This window comes from Pseudomonas sp. EU05-FHT14B02 (assembly GCF_058791055.1).
Genome location: NZ_JBYTDD010000012.1, coordinates 85107 through 103241, shown reverse-complemented (window position 1 = coordinate 103241; position 18135 = coordinate 85107). Strand labels below are relative to the sequence as shown.

Annotated in this window: 16 protein-coding genes and 2 tRNA genes; 9 read left to right on the top strand and 9 right to left on the bottom strand. The window is 59.5% G+C overall.

The annotated features are described in order from the left end of the window. Window positions 1-41 precede the first annotated feature (41 nt). Complete coding sequence (locus AC3WTM_RS13490; RefSeq protein ID WP_102668827.1) at window positions 42-509, bottom strand: hypothetical protein; 468 nt, start codon at window positions 507-509, stop codon at window positions 42-44. Between the two features lie 243 nt (window positions 510-752). Here AC3WTM_RS13490 and AC3WTM_RS13485 point away from each other — a divergent pair, with 243 nt between their 5' ends. Continuing rightward, window positions 753-2324: a sensor domain-containing diguanylate cyclase gene (locus AC3WTM_RS13485; RefSeq protein WP_102668826.1), complete on the top strand. Its 1572-nt coding sequence runs from the start codon at window positions 753-755 to the stop codon at window positions 2322-2324. 112 nt (window positions 2325-2436) lie between these two features. Further along, window positions 2437-3843 (top strand): DUF1254 domain-containing protein, encoded by a 1407-nt coding sequence (locus AC3WTM_RS13480; RefSeq protein WP_102668825.1) that lies wholly within the window; start codon window positions 2437-2439, stop codon window positions 3841-3843. A 35-nt stretch (window positions 3844-3878) separates the two neighbouring features. On the opposite strand, the gene AC3WTM_RS13475 is transcribed toward AC3WTM_RS13480, so the two are convergent. Then, entirely contained in the window at window positions 3879-4205 is a 327-nt protein-coding gene (locus tag AC3WTM_RS13475) for a hypothetical protein (RefSeq protein ID WP_173677886.1), read from the bottom strand. A 342-nt stretch (window positions 4206-4547) separates the two neighbouring features. On the opposite strand from AC3WTM_RS13475, the gene AC3WTM_RS13470 reads away from it, so the two are divergent. Continuing rightward, window positions 4548-5342: an exodeoxyribonuclease III gene (locus AC3WTM_RS13470; protein WP_102668824.1), complete on the top strand. Its 795-nt coding sequence runs from the start codon at window positions 4548-4550 to the stop codon at window positions 5340-5342. 114 nt (window positions 5343-5456) lie between these two features. Further along, window positions 5457-6287, top strand: a complete 831-nt coding sequence (locus AC3WTM_RS13465) for an arylamine N-acetyltransferase family protein (protein WP_102668823.1) — start codon at window positions 5457-5459, stop codon at window positions 6285-6287. 55 nt (window positions 6288-6342) lie between these two features. On the opposite strand, the gene AC3WTM_RS13460 is transcribed toward AC3WTM_RS13465, so the two are convergent. After that, window positions 6343-6648, bottom strand: coding sequence for a BrnA antitoxin family protein (locus AC3WTM_RS13460; protein ID WP_102668822.1), 306 nt, complete (start codon window positions 6646-6648; stop codon window positions 6343-6345). Between the two features lie 60 nt (window positions 6649-6708). Next, entirely contained in the window at window positions 6709-6933 is a 225-nt protein-coding gene (locus AC3WTM_RS13455) for a BrnT family toxin (RefSeq protein WP_102668993.1), read from the bottom strand. A gap of 254 nt (window positions 6934-7187) precedes the next feature. On the opposite strand from AC3WTM_RS13455, the gene AC3WTM_RS13450 reads away from it, so the two are divergent. Then, complete coding sequence (locus AC3WTM_RS13450; protein ID WP_057715592.1) at window positions 7188-8705, top strand: nucleobase:cation symporter-2 family protein; 1518 nt, start codon at window positions 7188-7190, stop codon at window positions 8703-8705. Between the two features lie 134 nt (window positions 8706-8839). On the opposite strand, the gene AC3WTM_RS13445 is transcribed toward AC3WTM_RS13450, so the two are convergent. Next, window positions 8840-8915, bottom strand: a tRNA-Asn gene (locus AC3WTM_RS13445). Between the two features lie 227 nt (window positions 8916-9142). On the opposite strand from AC3WTM_RS13445, the gene AC3WTM_RS13440 reads away from it, so the two are divergent. After that, entirely contained in the window at window positions 9143-9373 is a 231-nt protein-coding gene (locus tag AC3WTM_RS13440; RefSeq protein WP_007978659.1) for a hypothetical protein, read from the top strand. Here the strand turns inward: AC3WTM_RS13440 and AC3WTM_RS13435 are convergent. Continuing rightward, complete coding sequence (locus tag AC3WTM_RS13435; protein WP_102668821.1) at window positions 9370-9588, bottom strand: hypothetical protein; 219 nt, start codon at window positions 9586-9588, stop codon at window positions 9370-9372. The genes AC3WTM_RS13440 and AC3WTM_RS13435 overlap by 4 nt on opposite strands. 250 nt (window positions 9589-9838) lie before the next feature. Further along, on the bottom strand, window positions 9839-11035 hold the full coding sequence (locus tag AC3WTM_RS13430) for an amino acid aminotransferase (protein WP_008050829.1): 1197 nt from the start codon (window positions 11033-11035) through the stop codon (window positions 9839-9841). A 336-nt stretch (window positions 11036-11371) separates the two neighbouring features. Between AC3WTM_RS13430 and uvrB the strand changes: the two genes are divergently transcribed. Beyond that, window positions 11372-13387 carry an excinuclease ABC subunit UvrB gene (uvrB, locus tag AC3WTM_RS13425; RefSeq protein WP_102668820.1) on the top strand — a complete coding sequence of 672 codons (2016 nt, stop codon included), beginning with the start codon at window positions 11372-11374 and terminating at the stop codon, window positions 13385-13387. Window positions 13388-13504: 117 nt separating this feature from the next. Here the strand turns inward: uvrB and AC3WTM_RS13420 are convergent, their stop codons facing one another. Both AC3WTM_RS13420 and AC3WTM_RS13415 read right to left on the bottom strand, forming a co-directional pair. Then, on the bottom strand, window positions 13505-15055 hold the full coding sequence (locus AC3WTM_RS13420; RefSeq protein WP_102668819.1) for an MDR family MFS transporter: 1551 nt from the start codon (window positions 15053-15055) through the stop codon (window positions 13505-13507). Next, on the bottom strand, window positions 15045-16133 hold the full coding sequence (locus tag AC3WTM_RS13415) for an HlyD family secretion protein (RefSeq protein WP_102668818.1): 1089 nt from the start codon (window positions 16131-16133) through the stop codon (window positions 15045-15047). Before AC3WTM_RS13415 ends, AC3WTM_RS13420 begins: the two co-directional genes overlap by 11 nt. A gap of 230 nt (window positions 16134-16363) precedes the next feature. Between AC3WTM_RS13415 and gltX the strand changes: the two genes are divergently transcribed. Both gltX and AC3WTM_RS13405 read left to right on the top strand, forming a co-directional pair. After that, window positions 16364-17845 carry a glutamate--tRNA ligase gene (gene gltX, locus AC3WTM_RS13410; RefSeq protein WP_102668817.1) on the top strand — a complete coding sequence of 494 codons (1482 nt, stop codon included), beginning with the start codon at window positions 16364-16366 and terminating at the stop codon, window positions 17843-17845. Window positions 17846-18048: 203 nt separating this feature from the next. Next, window positions 18049-18124, top strand: a tRNA-Ala gene (locus AC3WTM_RS13405). The last annotated feature ends 11 nt before the right edge of the window (window positions 18125-18135 follow it).

The window sequence follows — 18135 nt, the reverse complement described above, 5'->3', positions numbered from 1 at the left end:
GCTCGCTCCTACAGGTATTACCAGGCCGTTCGGCAAACTTCCTAAAGCGCCAGCCCTTGCTCGACCACGACAAGCAGATCGCTTTTCGTGAGCGCCACCGCATCCAGTTGCGCGGTGGCCTGCTCGATCGTTTGTAGCCACCAGTGTGTTTCACCGTGTTCGTCCACGGTGCGCAACAGGGCGAGCTCGTTTTCTGTTGTGTGGATCTCGACCCGCCCCTCACCGTCGGCGGTGAAGCGTGCAACCGGGTCAAAGGTAATGCTGTGCTCGTTGCCGATGATCACCAACTGGTCGATGGCGTAGTCGTATTCGTTGCCATCGGGGTGGCTCTCGTAGACGTGGGTGGGGTTGCGCCGCAGGATCAGGCCCGCTTCGGTCAACGGCTGTAGCCAGGTCTCTATTCGTTGATACAGTTCGTAGACTTGGCCCGGCCAGCCATCGATCGCCTGATCCGCGCTGGTCAGCCGTGTCTGTTTCAATTTTGCGGCGAGTTCGTCTGCCTTGCTCATGTCGATTCCCTGTATTGAGGTTTGTCTAATCGTAGCTCGTTGACGCACTGGCAGCGCTTGCCCTGGGTCATGTTTGCAGCGCAGTCAGGGTGCGGACGTTGTGTCCGGGCAGCACCGATGGGCGGTGTGTTACCGCTGGGCAAGTGGCCACCCATTTGTCCTGGATAACCCCGTAAACTACGCCCCCCCGAAGACTGAGGGCTTTGGGTCGTTGCCCATGCCTTGCCCCGACAGGATGAACTTTTGCCCACGCGCTTTAACGACCCGGACCACACCCCTGGCATCGCATTGAAACGCATACCGCTGCGCAAGGCCGCGGTATTGTTCATTGCCACGGTGTGCCTGTGCCTGTGCGGTTTGCTCTACCTGCAACTGGAACAGTCCCGTCGCCACGACCTGAGCCTGGCGCAAGTGGCGTCTTCGAACCTGACGCGGGCCATGGCGCAGCAAGCCGAAGACACCTTCATGAAGGCCGACCTGGTATTGACCAGCCTGGTGGACTGGATTCAGGTCGACGGGTTCGGCCCGGACCAACGGCCACGCTTGCAGCAGACCTTCGCTCGGCGCGTGCTGGCGCTGGATCAGTTGCACGGCATCCTGCTGTTCGACCAGAAGGGCCAGTGGGTGGTGACCTCGTTTGAAAATCTGCCTCGGGGGCCCGGCGTCGCCGATCGCGAGTACTTCAAGTATCACCAGCAGAACGTATCGTCGGTGGCGCATATCGGCCCGGCCATTCGCAGTCGGGAAAACGGTGAGTGGATCATTCCGGTTTCCAAACGGGTCAACGACAAGAACGGCCATTTCCAGGGCGTATTGCTGGCCGGGATCAAGATGTCGTACTTCGACCAGTTCTTCAAAAGCTTCAGCCTCGACGAAAACGGCTCGATGTTTCTCGGCTTGACCGATGGCACGCTGTTGGCGCGTCGACCTTTTGTAGAGGCGCAGATCGGCACGTCGCTGGCCCAGAGCGAGATTTTCCAGAAGTCCCTGCCACTGGCCAGCTCCGGCAATGCGATGTTTACATCCATCATCGATGGTGTGACACGCCTTTACGGTTACCGACAACTGGAGGCGTATCCGCTGGTGGTCACGGCGGCGGCGTCCACGGAATCCATTCTCGCTGGCTGGTACGACACGGCGTTTCGCTCCAGTCTCATTGTTGCCCTGGTATTGCTGGGTGTGGGGTTGTTCGGGTGGGTGTTCCTGCATCAGGTGCGTGTTGGCGAGCGGGTCGAGTCGGATTTGCGCAGGGCACAGCAAGCGCTGGAGCTGATTGCCACCCACGACAGCCTGACCGGATTGGCCAACCGCCGATTGTTCGAGCGGGCGCTGGACGTCGAGTTCGGGCGCGGCGCCCGGCAGACGAGCCCTTTGAGCCTGATCATGGTCGATATCGATTACTTCAAGCGCTACAACGACACCTACGGCCACGTGGTGGGGGATCACTGCCTGGCCGAAGTGGCACGCGCGCTGAAGAGTTGCTGCCACCGCAAGGCCGATCTGGCGGTGCGTTACGGCGGCGAAGAGTTTGCGGTACTGCTGCCGGACACCGACATCCACGGCGCCATGACGATTGCCGAGCAGATCCGCCGCAGCGTCATCGACAAGCACATCAGCCACACCGGCTCGCCCAATGGCTACGTGACGGTGAGTCTTGGTTGCTATTCGTTCGTGCCGTCGGGGCGTGACAGCATGGATGTGTTTGTCGAGCGGGCGGATGCGGCGTTGTATCAGGCCAAGCATTCGGGGAGAAACCGCGTGGCAACGTTGTCGATGGCCGGTGGCGTCGAGGCGTTGATGCGCTCCGACCGTTGAGGTGCTGTTGCTGCCGGTGGTCTGTCTCCCGTACCTGGCGGAATTGATCGTCTAGAGTTCCGATTGTTCTGTCGATCCCGGCAGACATCCACTCGCATGGACGATCGCCAACATGTTGATACCTCAAACGTTGACAGCCGTTGCTTTGACCGTCGCAGCCACTGCCATCTTTCCGCTGGCCAGCCACGCGCAATCGAAAATCACCGCCGAAGAAGCTCACTCGATCGGCGTGGATGCCTACATCTATTTTTACCCGCTGCTGAGCATGGACGTCACTCGCAAGCAGTTCACCAACATCGAGCCGGGCAAGGAGTTCGGCAAAGGCCCGATGAACATGTTTGTGAGTGTGCCGCAGTACCCGCCTGCCGATTTCAAAGGGGTGGTGCGCTCTAATTTCGACACGTTGTATTCGATTGCCTGGCTGGACTTGACCAAGGAACCGCTGGTGATCGCCGCGCCCGATACCGATGGGCGTTTCTACCTGTTACCGATGCTGGATATGTGGACCGACGTATTCGCTTCGCCGGGCTGGCGCACCACGGGCACTGAAGCCGGGCAATTTCTGGTGACGCCGCCGGGATGGACCGGGACGGTGCCCGCCGGGATGAGCCACCTGCCGGCGCCAACCCCGTTTGTCTGGGTCATCGGCCGTACCAAGACTGATGGCGCGGCGGATTACGCGGCGGTGCACAAGATCCAGGCCGGTTACACGGTTACGCCGTTGTCCCGGTTGGGCAAGGAACCTGAAGCCGTCACCGTGAAGATCGACCCGGCGGTGGACATGAAAACGCCACCGAAGATTCAGGTCGATTCCATGTCGGCTGCCAACTACTTCACTTACGCCGCCGAACTGCTGAAAGTGAATCCGCCGCACAGCACCGACCAGCCCATGCTGGCGCAGATCAAACGGATCGGCATCGAACCCGGCAAGCCGTTCGACATGGACACGCTGGATCCGCAAATCCAGGCTGCGTTGCAAAGCGTGCCCCAGGATGCGCAGGCCTTAATGACCTGGAAAGTGCCGACCCTGGCGCGGGAGGTCAATGGCTGGTCGATGAACACTGACACCATGGGTGTCTACGGCAACTACTACCTCAAGCGCGCCATCGTTACGCAGGTGGGGCTCGGTGCCAACCTGCCCGAGGACGCGATTTATCCGTTGAACATCGGCGACAGCAACGGCAAGCCGCTCGAGGGCGCAAACAAGTACGTGCTGCATTTCAACAAGGGCGAGGCGCCGCCAGTGAATGCCTTCTGGTCGATCACCCTGTATGACCCGGAAGGGTTTCAGGTCGCCAACTCACTCAATCGTTTTGCGGTCAGTAGCTGGATGCCGTTCAAGAACAACGCCGATGGCTCGCTGGATCTCTATTTCCAGAACGAAAGCCCTGGCAAGGATCTGGAGGCCAACTGGCTACCGGCACCCAAAGGGCCGTTCAACCTGACCATGCGTCTGTACGGCCCGAAAGCCGAGGCGCTGAATGGCAAGTGGAACCCGCCAGCGGTCAAGCCGATGTAGGCCTGCGGTGACAAAAAGCTGCCAATGACGGCATGTCATTGGCGGCTTTTGCCTGTCCAGCTGCCCGTTCCGCCGCCAGCACCGCCGGTTCCGCCACCGGGCGCACCGGTGCCGCCGCCCGCGCCACTGCCCGGACCATTGACTCCGGTGCTGCCGCTTGAAGAGCCGGGGCTCTGTCCGCGCCGGCTGTTACCCGAAGGATCGCTGGGCCTGTTGTTGTCTGGCAGCAGAATCGAATTGCGGGTTGCGCCGGGTGCCGTACCGGTCGCGCCAGGACTATCACCGGACGCCGCAAATGTGGCCAGGGACGTAGCCGACAACCATCCGGCCAGGAGCAGCGAAGTCATTTTTATGTTCATCATGGTCGTCTCCGGGGATGAGTCGTTACCTGATGTTAGTGTGAAGGGGCACGCGGTTGGTGCCGACCCGGTTGACGAGTGGCACGGGGCTTAGGGGGCACCGATCCATGGCCAAACGAGAACCTTGTGGGAGCGGGCTTACCCGCGAAAGCGACAGGTCAGGCAAATGGTTGGCCACTGATACGACGCCATCGCGAGCAAGCTCGTACACAGCTCTCAGCGTCAGCAAGGCCTATGATCGACCAGCTTGCGCTCAAGGTGCTACCGCCTCAGGGATCGCTGACGCAGCCTGCGAAACCTGTCGGTGTCACACGTCAGGCACCTCGTCATCAGGAGTGTCCGTTCATGAAAAAGTTGCGGATCGCCACGTTCAACGTCAATGGTCTGCGCGCACGCCTGCCAAATCTGTTGGCCTGGCTTGAGCGGGAAAAACCGGATATCGCCTGCCTGCAGGAATTGAAGGCAGTGGACAGCGCATTCCCGGCGGCTGAGCTTGAAGCGGCTGGCTACGGCGCCAGCTGGCAGGGGCAGGCGTCCTGGAACGGCGTGGCGATCCTGGCGCGGGATGCGCAGCCGCTGGAAAGCCGACGCGGGTTGCCCGGTGATGACAGCGACAACCAGAGTCGCTATCTGGAAGCCGCTGTCCACGGGGTTCTGGTGGGTTGCTTGTATTTGCCCAACGGCAACCCACAACCGGGGCCGAAATTCGATTACAAGCTGGCGTGGTTCGAACGGCTTATCCGTTACGCGCAGACGCTTGAAGGCAGCGAACATCCAGTTGTGCTGGCGGGGGACTACAACGTGGTGCCCACCGACCTGGACATCTACAACCCGCGCTCCTGGCTCAAGGACGCCTTGCTGCAACCGGAAAGTCGAGAGTGCTACCAGCGGTTGCTGGGCCAGGGCTGGACCGATTCATTGCGGCACCTGCATCCACAGGATCGGCTCTACACGTTCTGGGATTATTTTCGTCAGCACTGGCAGAAAAACTCGGGGCTGCGCATTGACCATCTGCTGCTCAACCCGGCCCTGAGTCCGTATCTGCAAGACGCCGGAGTGGATGCGTGGGTGCGCAACGAGCCCCATGCCAGCGACCACGCACCGACCTGGATTCAATTGGGCTCGCACAAGCGGCGTTGAGTTTTTTCATGCCGGGTGATTGGCTAAATCAATTGTCGGCGGCAGTGCTTGATCCCGTATACATAGCGACCACTGGCGGAGCAATCCGCCGCTTGCGTGCAAAAGGACTGAACGATGAGTGAGCCACGCCTGACCGACCGTGCTTTGTATCTGCAACGCCTGGGCTTCGATGCACCTCCAGCGCCGACCCTGGAAACCTTGCGCCAGCTGCAACTGCGCCATACCGGCATTTTCCCGTTTGAAAACCTCACCACATTATCCGGCGAGCCGGTGCTGATCGACTTGCCGTCCATAGAGCAGAAGGTCTTGCACGATGGTCGTGGCGGATACTGCTACGAACTCAACAATCTGTTCCTGGCCTTGCTACAGGAATTGGGTTTCGACGCCCGGGCCATCAGCGGCCGGGTGGTGATGGGCCAGCCGGAGGGCTCCTGGACTGCCCGGACCCATCGCCTGAGCCTGGTCATCATCGATGACGTGCGCTACATCACCGACGTCGGCTTCGGCGGCATGGTACCGACCGCGCCCCTGTTGCTTGATACCCGCGCCGAACAACCCACCCCGCACGAGTCGTATCGCATCGATCTGCACGTCGACGGCTTTACTCTGCGCGCCAACGTTGCGGGCGAATGGCGAGCGATGTACATCTTCGACCTGCAACGTCAGGAAGATATCGATTTTGCTGTGGGCAACTGGTACGTCTCGACCCACCCCGAGTCGTCTTTCGTCAAGCAGTTGATGGTGGCGCGCACCGGGGAGGGGTGGCGACGCACGCTCAACAATGGCAGCTTCGCGATTCACCGGATTGGCCATGACAGCGAGCGGCGGGAGGTGACGGATGTTCAGGAACTGATTGGCCTGCTGGGCAGCGAGTTCGGCATTCGCGTACCGGAACAGGCGCAATTGGCACGGACTCTGAAACGATTGATCGCTGCACCCCGGTAGCTCGCTGATCCTGGATATTACAAAGGGCTGGTCTTGATGATCGGCCCTTTGTGTTTCAGGGCTGGACTCCCGGCTCCATCACCCGTTGGATTTCGCGCAAGGCCTCTGCCAGTTTCTGCTCCAGACCCTTGAGTTCGGCAGGGGTGAGGGTTTGTTTCAGGTGTGCGCTCTTGCCTTCGTTGAGCAGGGCTCGGCGCAAGGTATTGTTGATCACCGTCTGGTATCCGTACCCCTCGTGTTCTGCCAGTGCGCGGGCTGCTTCGATGACTGTGTCATCGAGCATGATGGTAATGCGGGTCTTGCCTTTGGCGGGCGCCACGGCCCCGCGCCTGGCGTTGCTGAAATCGTATTCGTCTTTCATCGGTCATGCCTCCAGGTACTGACGACGCTCGCTTTTGGTGGCGATGCGCGCGGAAATGATTCAAACGAAATTCGGATCGCGGTGGGTGTACACGACAACCAGCAATCGGCCTTTGGCGTCCAGCCCCAGGGTGATCCAGCGTTGTTCATCATGGTGGTTGTCCTCGATGGTCAGCGCTCGCTCGTCATGGAATACCGGTTCAGTCTCTGCGAGGCTGATGCCTTGGTGCTTGAGTTTGTTGGCTGCGTTCTTGGCCTTGTGGAACTGAATTTCGAATGACTTAATTATGCATACTTTATATGTATAAAAAAGAGGCGAGCCATACCGATGGTCGCCAGGAATTCAAAAGACTAGTCAGCACGCGGGTGTGGGCGGCGAGGGATGTATTTCAAGGTTTTTGGCGTGGCCAGGAGGGTAGGTGTCAGGCGGAAATGGACAAGTATCCATTTTGTGACTGATAAGTTGTATACAACTCTATAGACATTTGTCCTATGTCTTGCATACAGTGTGCGCATAACAAAAACCAGGGAACCCCCTCCATGAAAACGCCCCATGTTTCACACCAACGGCCCGAGGACGAAAATCTTGGGATCGGCGCGAATATGGCTTATGGCCTGCAACATGTTCTGACCATGTATGGCGGTATCGTCGCGGTGCCATTGATCATCGGCCAGGCGGCCGGGCTCTCGCCGGCGGACATCGGTTTGTTGATTGCTGCTTCATTGTTTGCGGGGGGGCTGGCAACACTGCTGCAAACCCTGGGTTTACCGTTTTTTGGTTGTCAATTGCCGCTGGTGCAGGGCGTATCCTTCTCCGGCGTCGCGACCATGGTGGCGATTGTCAGCAGTGGCGGGGAGGGCGGGTTTCAATCTGTGTTGGGGGCTGTGATAGCGGCGTCCCTGATCGGGTTGCTGATAACCCCGGTGTTCTCGCGTATCACCAAGTTCTTCCCGCCGCTGGTGACCGGCATCGTGATTACCACTATCGGCCTGACGCTGATGCCGGTAGCCGCGCGCTGGGCAATGGGCGGCAATAGCCATGCGCCGGACTTCGGCAGCATGGCGAACATCGGTCTGGCGGCGGTAACGCTGGTGTTGGTGCTGTTTCTGAGCAAAATCGGCAGTGCGACCATCTCCCGCCTGTCGATTCTGTTGGCCATGGTCATTGGTACGGTGATCGCGGTGTTCCTTGGCATGGCGGATTTCTCGTCCGTAACCCAGGGCCCGATGTTCGGCTTCCCGACGCCGTTCCACTTCGGCATGCCGACCTTCCACTTCGCTGCGATCCTGTCGATGTGCATCGTGGTGATGGTGACGCTGGTGGAGACGTCGGCGGACATTCTGGCCGTCGGTGAGATCATCGGCACCAAGGTTGACTCCAAGCGCCTGGGCAACGGTCTGCGCGCTGACATGCTGTCGAGCATGTTCGCGCCAATCTTCGGTTCCTTCACCCAGAGCGCCTTCGCCCAGAACGTTGGTCTGGTGGCGGTCACCGGCATCAAGAGCCGCTACGTGGTGGCCACCGGCGGTCTGTTCCTGGTGATCCTCGGTCTGCTGCCCTTCATGGGCCGGGTCATCGCCGCCGTACCGACCTCCGTGCTGGGTGGTGCTGGCATCGTGCTGTTCGGTACCGTCGCGGCCAGCGGCATTCGGACCTTGTCCAAGGTCGACTACCGCAACAACGTCAACCTGATCATCGTCGCGACCTCGATTGGCTTCGGCATGATCCCGATCGCTGCACCTAGCTTCTACGATCACTTCCCGAGCTGGTTCGCGACCATTTTCCATTCGGGCATCAGTTCTTCGGCAATCATGGCCATCGTGCTGAACCTGACCTTCAACCATCTGACTGCTGGTAACTCCGACCAGCAATCAGTGTTTGCGGCCGGTACCGAGCGGGTGTTGCGTTATCAGGATCTGGCGGCGTTGCGTGAAGGGGACTATTTCAGCGACGGTAAACTGCACGATTGCGACGGCAAGGAAATTCCGGTGCTGGAATCGGAGCATGGCGTGGCAGAACCACGGGCGGTCCACACGAAAAGCAGTGAGCATGTCTGACGTTCACGGCAACTGAAAAAAGCCGATCTGTCGAATAGACAGATCGGCTTTTTGCTTTTCAGGCGTTGGCTTTTCAATCGACCACAAAAAAGCCCCTGGATCTTTCGATTCAGGGGCTTTTCGATGTTGCTGTCTGGCTCCACGACCTGGACTCGAACCAGGGACCCAGTGATTAACAGTCACTTGCTCTACCAACTGAGCTATCGCGGAATGGCGCGTATCTTACTGATTCAAAAAGAGAAGTCAAGCGTCGAATAACAATTTGAGCGAATCAGCGGGGCGGGCGGTGGTTTAGCGGCGATTGGCGGTTAACAGGATCGCCCCAGAGGTCTACCATGGCTGCCCGGAAGTGGTGACACGCGCTGCCGGCCATTCGCCGAAAAGGTACGCGCCATGAATCATTTGACCCTCACACCTCGACACCACGGGATGCACCCATGAGCATCTCTCAGATCAGCCTGCCCAAAGGTGTCGGCCCCCACGCCGAAAAGTTGTTCGACGCCATCACTCAGGCCGGCACCGCTGAAGCATTGAACCGTGCTGGCGGCAAGGCCGAAGGTTTTGTCCTGGGCCTGGAAAGCACTAAAGCGATCAAGAGCCAGGTCGCTGAATCGCTATACGTCGCCTACGACGACGCTGCCAGCCAGCGTGCGACCGAACTGGCTTAACCGCCGAAGGTAATCGTGCCAAGCATCAGTTTGGCGTAGAGCGCCGTGGCTCCCAATTGCACCAGCCACAGGGCCAGGCCGCCGAGGAATACACCAGCCGCGACTTGCATTACCAGGTTGTTGCCGCGTTTTGTCGGGGCGCGGGGGATGAAGTGATCCAGGTCATCCAGGTCATCCAGGTCATCGCGATCGGCGCGCAGGTCATCGTTTTTCATGTGGGTTCTCGCAGGATTCCAGGGTGTATACAGACCTGTAGGAGCGAGCTTGCTCGCGATGAGGGCATCACATTCAACATTGATGTTGGCAGGACAATCGCCATCGTCGGAACGCCGCCCGGAGCAAGCTCGCTCCCACAGTGGATAGTTGTGTGCAGTTTAGAGGGCTCGCTCTAGTTGCCGAAAATTATCTGCAACAAATAAAAAACGGGAAGCCACATGGCTTCCCGTTTTTCATTTCAAGGTGTCATCAGATGACCTGGACGATAGCGTCCGTCACAACCTTGATGTTGCTCTGGTTCAGTGCGGCCACGCAGATGCGGCCGGTGTCCAGGGCGTAGATGCCGAACTCGTTGCGCAGGCGGTGAACTTGCTCAACCGTCAGGCCGGAGTAGGAGAACATGCCGCACTGACGACCGACGAAGCTGAAATCGCGCTGAGGCGCTTTTTGTGCCAACAGGTCGACCATCTGGGTACGCATGCCACGAATGCGCAGGCGCATTTCGGCCAGTTCGGCTTCCCACTGGGCGCGCAGTTCCGGGCTGTTCAGCACTGCAGCGACAACGCTGGCACCGTGGGTCGGCGGGTTGGAGTAGTTGGTGCGGATCACGCGTTTGACTTGCGACAACACGCGTGCGCTTTCTTCTTTCGATTCGCTGACGATCGACAGGGCACCCACGCGCTCGCCGTATAGCGAGAACGACTTGGAGAAGGAGCTGGAGGCGAAGAAAGTCAGGCCCGACTCGGCAAACAGGCGTACGGCAGCGGCGTCTTCGTCGATGCCATCGCCGAAGCCCTGGTAGGCCATGTCGAGGAACGGCACGTGGCCTTTGGCTTTAACAACTTCCAGGACGTTTTTCCAGTCCGCCGGGCTCAGGTCCACGCCGGTCGGGTTGTGGCAGCAGGCGTGCAGCACAATGATCGAGCCGTTTGGCAGCGCGTTCAGGTCTTCCAGCATGCCGGTACGGTTCACGTCGTGGGTCGCGGCGTCGTAGTAGCGGTAGTTCTGCACCGGGAAACCGGCGGTTTCGAACAGCGCGCGGTGGTTTTCCCAGCTCGGGTCGCTGATCGCCACAACGGCGTTCGGCAGCAGTTGCTTGAGGAAGTCGGCACCGATTTTCAGGGCGCCAGTACCGCCAACGGCCTGGGTGGTGATTACACGGCCGGCAGCGATCAGCGGCGAGTCATTGCCGAACAGCAGCTTTTGCACGGCCTGGTCGTAGGCGGCGATGCCGTCGATTGGCAGGTAGCCACGGGAAACGTGTTGAGCGGCACGAATGGTTTCGGCTTCGACAACGGCGCGCAGGAGTGGAATTCGCCCCTCCTCGTTGCAGTAAACACCGACCCCCAGGTTGACTTTGTTGGTCCGGGTATCGGCGTTGAATGCTTCGTTGAGGCCCAGGATTGGATCACGTGGTGCCATTTCGACAGCGGAGAACAGGCTCATTATTGCGGCGGCTCTGAATGGAGTGTGGAGGGACGTGTCGCGCTCCAGCCGAATGCACTAGAGCGGTGCACAAACGGGGAGCTAGTATAGAGGCCATCCGCGATCAATGGCGACAGGCTATTCGGCTTTTAAGGTAAGTTTTTCCGATTATTTTGCGACCGTTAGTCGAATGGTGTCGGCAAAGGTTTTGCGCGATGTAGGACGTTTGCCTTGAAAGCGCTGGCAATCGGCTCCACATTGAGCACAATCCAGTTTTTTCTTCGGGCGACATCGGTCGTTTGCGGTCTTTCTCGTTCGTGCCGGTTCTGCCGGCAAGCGTGATTCCAGAGGTATTTCATGTCTGAATTCCAGCTAGTCACCCGTTTCGAGCCCGCCGGCGATCAGCCGGAAGCCATCCGCCTGATGGTCGAGGGTATCGAAGCCGGGCTGGCGCACCAGACGCTGCTCGGTGTGACCGGCTCGGGCAAGACCTTCAGCATCGCCAACGTGATCGCCCAGGTGCAGCGCCCGACCCTGGTGCTGGCGCCGAACAAGACCCTGGCGGCGCAGTTGTACGGGGAGTTCAAGGCGTTCTTCCCAAACAACGCGGTGGAGTATTTCGTTTCCTACTACGACTACTACCAGCCGGAAGCCTATGTGCCGTCCTCGGACACCTTCATCGAGAAAGACGCCTCGATCAACGATCACATCGAACAGATGCGCCTTTCCGCGACCAAGGCGTTGCTGGAGCGCAAGGACGCGATCATCGTCACCACGGTGTCGTGCATCTACGGTCTGGGCAGCCCGGAAACCTATTTGAAGATGGTGTTGCACGTGGATCGCGGCGACCGGCTCGACCAGCGCGAATTGCTGCGACGCCTGGCCGACCTGCAATACACCCGCAATGACATGGATTTTGCCCGTGCGACCTTCCGCGTGCGTGGTGATGTGATCGATATCCACCCGGCGGAATCCGATTTCGAGGCGATCCGCATCGAGCTGTTCGACGATGAAGTGGAAAGCCTGTCCGCGTTCGATCCGCTCACCGGCGAAGTCATTCGCAAACTGCCACGCTTCACCTTCTACCCGAAAAGCCATTACGTGACGCCACGGGAAACCCTGATGGGCGCGGTCGAGGGCATCAAGGTCGAGTTGCAGGAGCGTCTGGAGTACCTGCGCTCCAACAACAAACTGGTGGAAGCCCAGCGCCTGGAGCAGCGCACCCGTTTCGACCTGGAGATGATCCTCGAACTGGGTTACTGCAACGGCATCGAAAACTACTCGCGCTATCTGTCCGGCCGCGAAGCCGGCGCGGCACCACCAACCCTTTACGATTACCTGCCTGCCGATGCCTTGCTGGTGATCGACGAGTCCCACGTCAGCGTTCCGCAGGTCGGTGCGATGTACAAAGGCGACCGTTCGCGTAAAGAGACGCTGGTGGAATACGGTTTCCGCCTGCCTTCGGCGCTGGATAACCGGCCGATGCGTTTCGATGAGTGGGAAAGCATCAGCCCGCAGACGATTTTCGTCTCGGCGACCCCGGGCAACTACGAAGCCGAACACGCTGGCCGCGTCATTGACATGGTGGTGCGCCCGACCGGGCTGGTGGACCCACAAATCGAGATTCGCCCGGCACTGACCCAGGTCGACGATTTGCTGTCGGAAATCACCAAGCGCGTCGCTCTGGAAGAGCGAGTGCTGGTCACGACGCTGACCAAGCGCATGGCCGAAGACTTGACTGACTATCTGGCGGATCACGGCGTGCGCGTGCGTTATTTGCACTCGGACATCGACACCGTGGAGAGGGTCGAGATCATCCGTGATCTGCGACTGGGTACTTTCGATGTGCTGGTGGGGATCAACCTGCTACGCGAAGGCCTGGATATGCCGGAAGTGTCGCTGGTGGCGATTCTCGATGCCGACAAGGAAGGTTTCCTGCGTTCCGAGCGTTCACTGATCCAGACCATCGGGCGTGCGGCACGTAACCTTAATGGCCGGGCGATTCTGTATGCCGACCGGATTACCGGTTCCATGGAGCGCGCGATCGGCGAAACCGAGCGCCGTCGCGACAAGCAGATCGCCTTCAACCTGGCCAACGGCATCACCCCCAAAGGTGTGTTCAAGGACGTCGCCGACATCATGGAGGGCGCCACCGTGCCGGGTTCGCGCAGCAAGAAGCGCAAGGGCATGGCCAAGGCTGCGGAAGAGAACGCTAAATACGAAGCGGAATTGCGCTCGCCGGGCGAGATCGCCAAGCGTATCAAGGCGCTGGAAGAGAAGATGTACCAGCTCGCCCGCGACCTGGAATTCGAAGCGGCGGCGCAGATGCGCGACGAGATTGCCAAGTTGCGCGAGCGGTTGATTACCGTTTGATTTGTCGTGTCTGAACTGGCCTCATCGCGAGCAAGCTTGCTCCCACAAGGTTCGGTGTGATCCCTGTGGAAGCGAGCTTGCTCGCGATGAGGCCGGTCAGGGCGCTGCAAGTATCAATTAGTGTGCTTCCCCAGCCTTCAACCCCTCCGGCAATTTCTTGGTCAGCAACACCGCCACCATGCTGATCCCCAACGCAATCCCGACAAAATGAAACGCATCGTTGTAGGCCATGATTGACGCCTGCTGGTGGGCGATCTCGCTGAGTTTGCCCAAGGCTGCCGTTTCATTGCCCAGCCGGTCAGCCAGTGAGGCGATCCGTTCAGCGACCTGCGGATTGCTCGGCACGATGGATTCACGCAGGTAGTCAAAGTAAACCTTGGTCCGCGCATCCAGCAGCGTGGCGAGCAGGGCGATGCCGATGGCGCCGCCGAGGTTGCGCAGGATGTTGAACAGGCTCGAGGCCGATCCCGCATCCTGGGGCAGGATGTAGGCGGTGGCGATCAGCGAGATGGTGACCATGATCAGTGGTTGGCCCAGGGCGCGGATGATCTGGATCTGATTGAACTGCGGCCCGGCAAAGTCCGGGTTCAACACGCCCGAAGAGAAACTCGCCAACCCGAATAGCCCGAAGCCCAGTGTGCACAGCCATTTGGGCGAGACGTATTTCATCAACTTGGGCACCAGCGGAATCAGAAACAGCTGTGGCACGCCCATCCACATGATCACTTCGCCGATCTGCAGGGCGTTGTAGTTCTGGATCTGCGCCAGGTACAGCGGCAACAGATAGATCGAGCCATACAAACCGACCCCCATCCCGACACTGGAAATGCTTGATAAGCCAAAGTTGCGATTGCGCAGGATGCCGAGGTTGATCAGCGGATTCGGTTTGGAGGTCTGCACGATCACAAAGCTGATCAGGCTGACCAGTGCGATGCTGCCCAGGGTTACGATCAGGCTCGATTCCAGCCAGTCCTTGCGATGGCCTTCCTCCAGAAACACCTGCAAGCAACCGAGCCCGACGCCGAGGGTGAGAATGCCGGCGTAGTCGGTGCTTTTCAGTAATTCCCAGTGGGCTTCTTTCTTCTCCAGGCCGTACATCAGGCCGGCGATCATGATCAGGCCGGGCGGGATGTTGATGTAGAAAATGTATTCCCAGCCCCAGTTTTCCGTCAGCCAGCCGCCGAGGGTCGGGCCGATGGAGGGCGCGAAGGTGGCGGTCATGGCGAACATGGCCATGCCTTTGGCGCGGTGGTGTTCCGGGAGCTTGATCAGGGTCAGGGTGAACGCCAGCGGAATCAGCGCGCCACCGGTAAAGCCTTGCAGGGCGCGGAACACGATCATGCTTTCCAGGCTCCACGCCATGGAGCAGAGCAAGGACGCGACCAGGAATCCGAGGGACACCCAGACCGCCAGGCGCCGGGCTGACAGCAGCTGCACGAGCCAGGCCGTGAGCGGGATCATGATGATTTCCGCCACCAGGTACGAAGTAGAAATCCACGAACCTTCTTCCAGGGTCGCCGACAGTGCACCCTGGATGTCCTTGAGCGAGGAGTTGGTGATCTGGATGTCCAGCACCGCCATGAACGCACCGAGCATCACGCTCATTACCGCAATCCAGTCCCGCCGGGTCGGTTCGCTGACCGGGCGGATCAGTTGATCACCGGCCATCGTCAGGGGCGTCTTTGTGGCTCACTTTTGGGGTGATTTCATCAGGGGCGTCCTTGATGTTCACCTTGGCGGTGACCGACATGCCCGGGCGGATCTTGCCGCGCAGCGGATTGTCCGCGGCGAAGGTGAGTTTGACTGGAATCCGTTGTACGACCTTGGTGAAGTTGCCCGTGGCATTGTCCGGCGGCAACAGGCTGAACTGCGCGCCCGAGGCGGCGAACAGGCTGTCGACCCGGGCTTTGATCGGGGTGTCGCCGTAGGCGTCGAAGGTCAGTTCGGCTTCCTGGCCGGGTTGCATGTGGCCAATCTGGGTTTCCTTGAAATTGGCCTGAATCCAGATGTCTTCGTCCGGCACGATCGACAACAGGTAAGCGCCAGCCTGCACATATTGGCCTTCACGGGCTGCACGCTGGCCGATCAGGCCGCTGATGGGGGCATGGATTTCGCTGCGGGTCAGGTTCAGTTCGGCCTGGGCCAGGTCGGTTCTGGCGTTGGCGATCTGCGCGTCGAGGCGTTTGATTTCTGCATTCAGTGCATTGACCTGCTGGCGCTGGCTTTGCGCGTCGGCTTGGGCCTTGGCCACTTGCGAGCGTGCGATGTGGTTGTCGGCGGAGAGGGTGGTCACCCGTTCTTCCGAGATATAGCCGGGTTTGCGCAAGGTCTCGGCGCGGGTCAGGTCGATCTGCGAGCGACCCAGGCTGGCCTGGCTGGACGCGACTTGCGCTTCGCTGGCGGCAATCAGGCTGGCCTGCTGGGTCAGTTTACTCTGGGCTTGCAGGCGTTCGGCCTGGCGAGTGGCCAAGGCGGCATTGGCGCGGTCGACAGCGAGGCGGAAGTCGTCACCTTCGAGTTTGACCAGCAGCTGGCCTTTCTCAACATGCTGGTTGTCCTGCACCAGCACCTGATCGATACGCGCGCCCAATTGGCTCGAAACGCGGGTGATCTCGCCCTGGACATAAGCGTTGTCGGTGCTTTCATAAAAGCGCCCCTTCAAGAGCCAATGGGCAAACAAGCCCCCGGCAATCAATAGGACAATCAGCAGGAACGAGAAGAGGCGACGCTTGAGTTGGGCAGGCATGGGGCAAACTGTAGTCGAGAAATTGTAAGAGAAATTATCAGCGGGCAAATCTGGCATACAGCCGATAAGCGGTAAATGCTGTCGGCTGATTTTAGGCCATTCACCTCCCTATACGGGCGTTACAGACGCAACCTTGGCTTAAATGCCCTGTTCACTGGAGCCGGGCGGGTGTCGCCTGTTACCATTCGCGCCTTGTTTGAACTTCGCTTTTATTCTTTTCGAGACATGCCATGACCACCGTCCGCACTCGCATCGCGCCATCGCCTACCGGGGATCCTCACGTAGGTACCGCCTATATCGCCTTGTTCAACTACTGCTTTGCCAAGCAGCACGGCGGTGAGTTCATCCTGCGGATCGAAGACACTGACCAACTGCGTTCGACCCGCGAGTCCGAACAGCAGATTTTCGACGCCTTGCGCTGGCTCGGGATCGACTGGAGCGAAGGCCCGGATGTCGGCGGCCCGCACGGTCCGTACCGTCAAAGCGAGCGTGGCGACATTTACCAGAAGTATTGCCAGCAACTGGTCGAAATGGGCCATGCCTTCCCGTGCTTCTGCACCGCCGAAGAGCTCGACCAGATGCGCACCGAGCAGATGGCTCGCGGCGAAACCCCGCGTTACGACGGCCGCGCGCTGCTGCTGTCCAAGGAAGAGGTCGCCCGTCGCCTGGCCGCTGGCGAGCCCCACGTTATCCGTATGAAAGTACCGAGCGAAGGCGTCTGCGTGGTGCCGGACATGCTCCGTGGCGACGTTGAAATCCCGTGGGACCGCATGGACATGCAAGTCCTGATGAAGACTGACGGCCTGCCAACCTACTTCCTGGCCAACGTGGTCGACGACCACCTGATGGGCATCACCCACGTATTGCGTGGCGAAGAGTGGCTGCCATCGGCACCGAAGCTGATCCTGCTTTATGAGTACTTCGGCTGGGAACAGCCGGAGCTGTGCTACATGCCGCTGCTGCGTAACCCGGACAAGAGCAAGCTGTCCAAGCGCAAGAACCCGACCTCGGTGACCTTCTACGAGCGCATGGGCTTCATGCCCGAAGCGATGCTCAACTACCTGGGCCGCATGGGCTGGTCGATGCCGGACGAGCGCGAGAAGTTCTCGCTGCAGGAAATGGTCGACAACTTCGACCTCAAGCGCGTGTCCCTCGGCGGGCCGATCTTCGACATCGAGAAGCTGTCGTGGCTCAACGGCCAGTGGCTGCGCGACCTGCCGGTGGAAGAGTTCGCCGCGCGCGTGCAGAAGTGGGCGTTCAATTCCGAATACATGATGAAGATCGCACCGCACGTACAGGGCCGGGTCGAAACCTTCAGCCAGGTGGCACCGCTGGCCGGATTTTTCTTTGCTGGTGGCGTGAACCCGGATGCGAAGTTGTTCGAATCGAAGAAGCTGTCGGGCGATCAGGTTCGCCAGCTGATGCAGTTGATCCTGTGGAAGCTCGAAAGCCTGCGCCAGTGGGAAAAGGACAGCATCACCGCGACCATTCAGGCGGTGGTCGAATCCCTGGAGCTGAAGCTGCGTGATGCCATGCCGCTGATGTTCGCTGCGATCACTGGCCAGGCCAGCTCGGTGTCGGTGCTCGATGCGATGGAAATCCTCGGGCCTGACCTGACCCGTTTCCGTCTGCGCCAGGCCATTGACCTGCTGGGCGGCGTGTCGAAGAAAGAAAACAAAGAGTGGGAAAAACTGTTGGGCGCTATCGCCTGACACGCTTGATGAAGGACTGATGGCCATTGTGTGCGCCTGTCGTTGGGCTCGCAGTGGTCCTCAGACCCCTGATTTTCCGGGGGGAGGGTGGTAAGTGATTGTTATGTCGGCAAAAAATTTTAATTTTTTTGAAAAATAAGTTTGACAGGCTTTCGATACGCCCTTAAGATTCGCCCCGTCCTCAGCGATGACATCAACGATGAGGGGCTATAGCTCAGCTGGGAGAGCGCTTGCATGGCATGCAAGAGGTCGACGGTTCGATCCCGTCTAGCTCCACCAATTTACACTTC

What these genes read in the sequence shown, in the direction of transcription:
- AC3WTM_RS13490 (WP_102668827.1), bottom strand. Translation starts at nt 509, where the DNA reads ATGAGCAAGGCAGACGAACTCGCCGCAAAATTGAAACAGACACGGCTG.
- AC3WTM_RS13480 (WP_102668825.1), top strand. Translation starts at nt 2,437, where the DNA reads ATGTTGATACCTCAAACGTTGACAGCCGTTGCTTTGACCGTCGCAGCC.
- AC3WTM_RS13475 (WP_173677886.1), bottom strand. Translation starts at nt 4,205, where the DNA reads ATGATGAACATAAAAATGACTTCGCTGCTCCTGGCCGGATGGTTGTCG.
- AC3WTM_RS13470 (WP_102668824.1), top strand. Translation starts at nt 4,548, where the DNA reads ATGAAAAAGTTGCGGATCGCCACGTTCAACGTCAATGGTCTGCGCGCA.
- AC3WTM_RS13465 (WP_102668823.1), top strand. Translation starts at nt 5,457, where the DNA reads ATGAGTGAGCCACGCCTGACCGACCGTGCTTTGTATCTGCAACGCCTG.
- AC3WTM_RS13460 (WP_102668822.1), bottom strand. Translation starts at nt 6,648, where the DNA reads ATGAAAGACGAATACGATTTCAGCAACGCCAGGCGCGGGGCCGTGGCG.
- AC3WTM_RS13450 (WP_057715592.1), top strand. Translation starts at nt 7,188, where the DNA reads ATGAAAACGCCCCATGTTTCACACCAACGGCCCGAGGACGAAAATCTT.
- AC3WTM_RS13440 (WP_007978659.1), top strand. Translation starts at nt 9,143, where the DNA reads ATGAGCATCTCTCAGATCAGCCTGCCCAAAGGTGTCGGCCCCCACGCC.
- AC3WTM_RS13435 (WP_102668821.1), bottom strand. Translation starts at nt 9,588, where the DNA reads ATGAAAAACGATGACCTGCGCGCCGATCGCGATGACCTGGATGACCTG.
- AC3WTM_RS13430 (WP_008050829.1), bottom strand. Translation starts at nt 11,035, where the DNA reads ATGAGCCTGTTCTCCGCTGTCGAAATGGCACCACGTGATCCAATCCTG.
- uvrB (WP_102668820.1), top strand. Translation starts at nt 11,372, where the DNA reads ATGTCTGAATTCCAGCTAGTCACCCGTTTCGAGCCCGCCGGCGATCAG.
- AC3WTM_RS13420 (WP_102668819.1), bottom strand. Translation starts at nt 15,055, where the DNA reads ATGGCCGGTGATCAACTGATCCGCCCGGTCAGCGAACCGACCCGGCGG.
- AC3WTM_RS13415 (WP_102668818.1), bottom strand. Translation starts at nt 16,133, where the DNA reads ATGCCTGCCCAACTCAAGCGTCGCCTCTTCTCGTTCCTGCTGATTGTC.
- gltX (WP_102668817.1), top strand. Translation starts at nt 16,364, where the DNA reads ATGACCACCGTCCGCACTCGCATCGCGCCATCGCCTACCGGGGATCCT.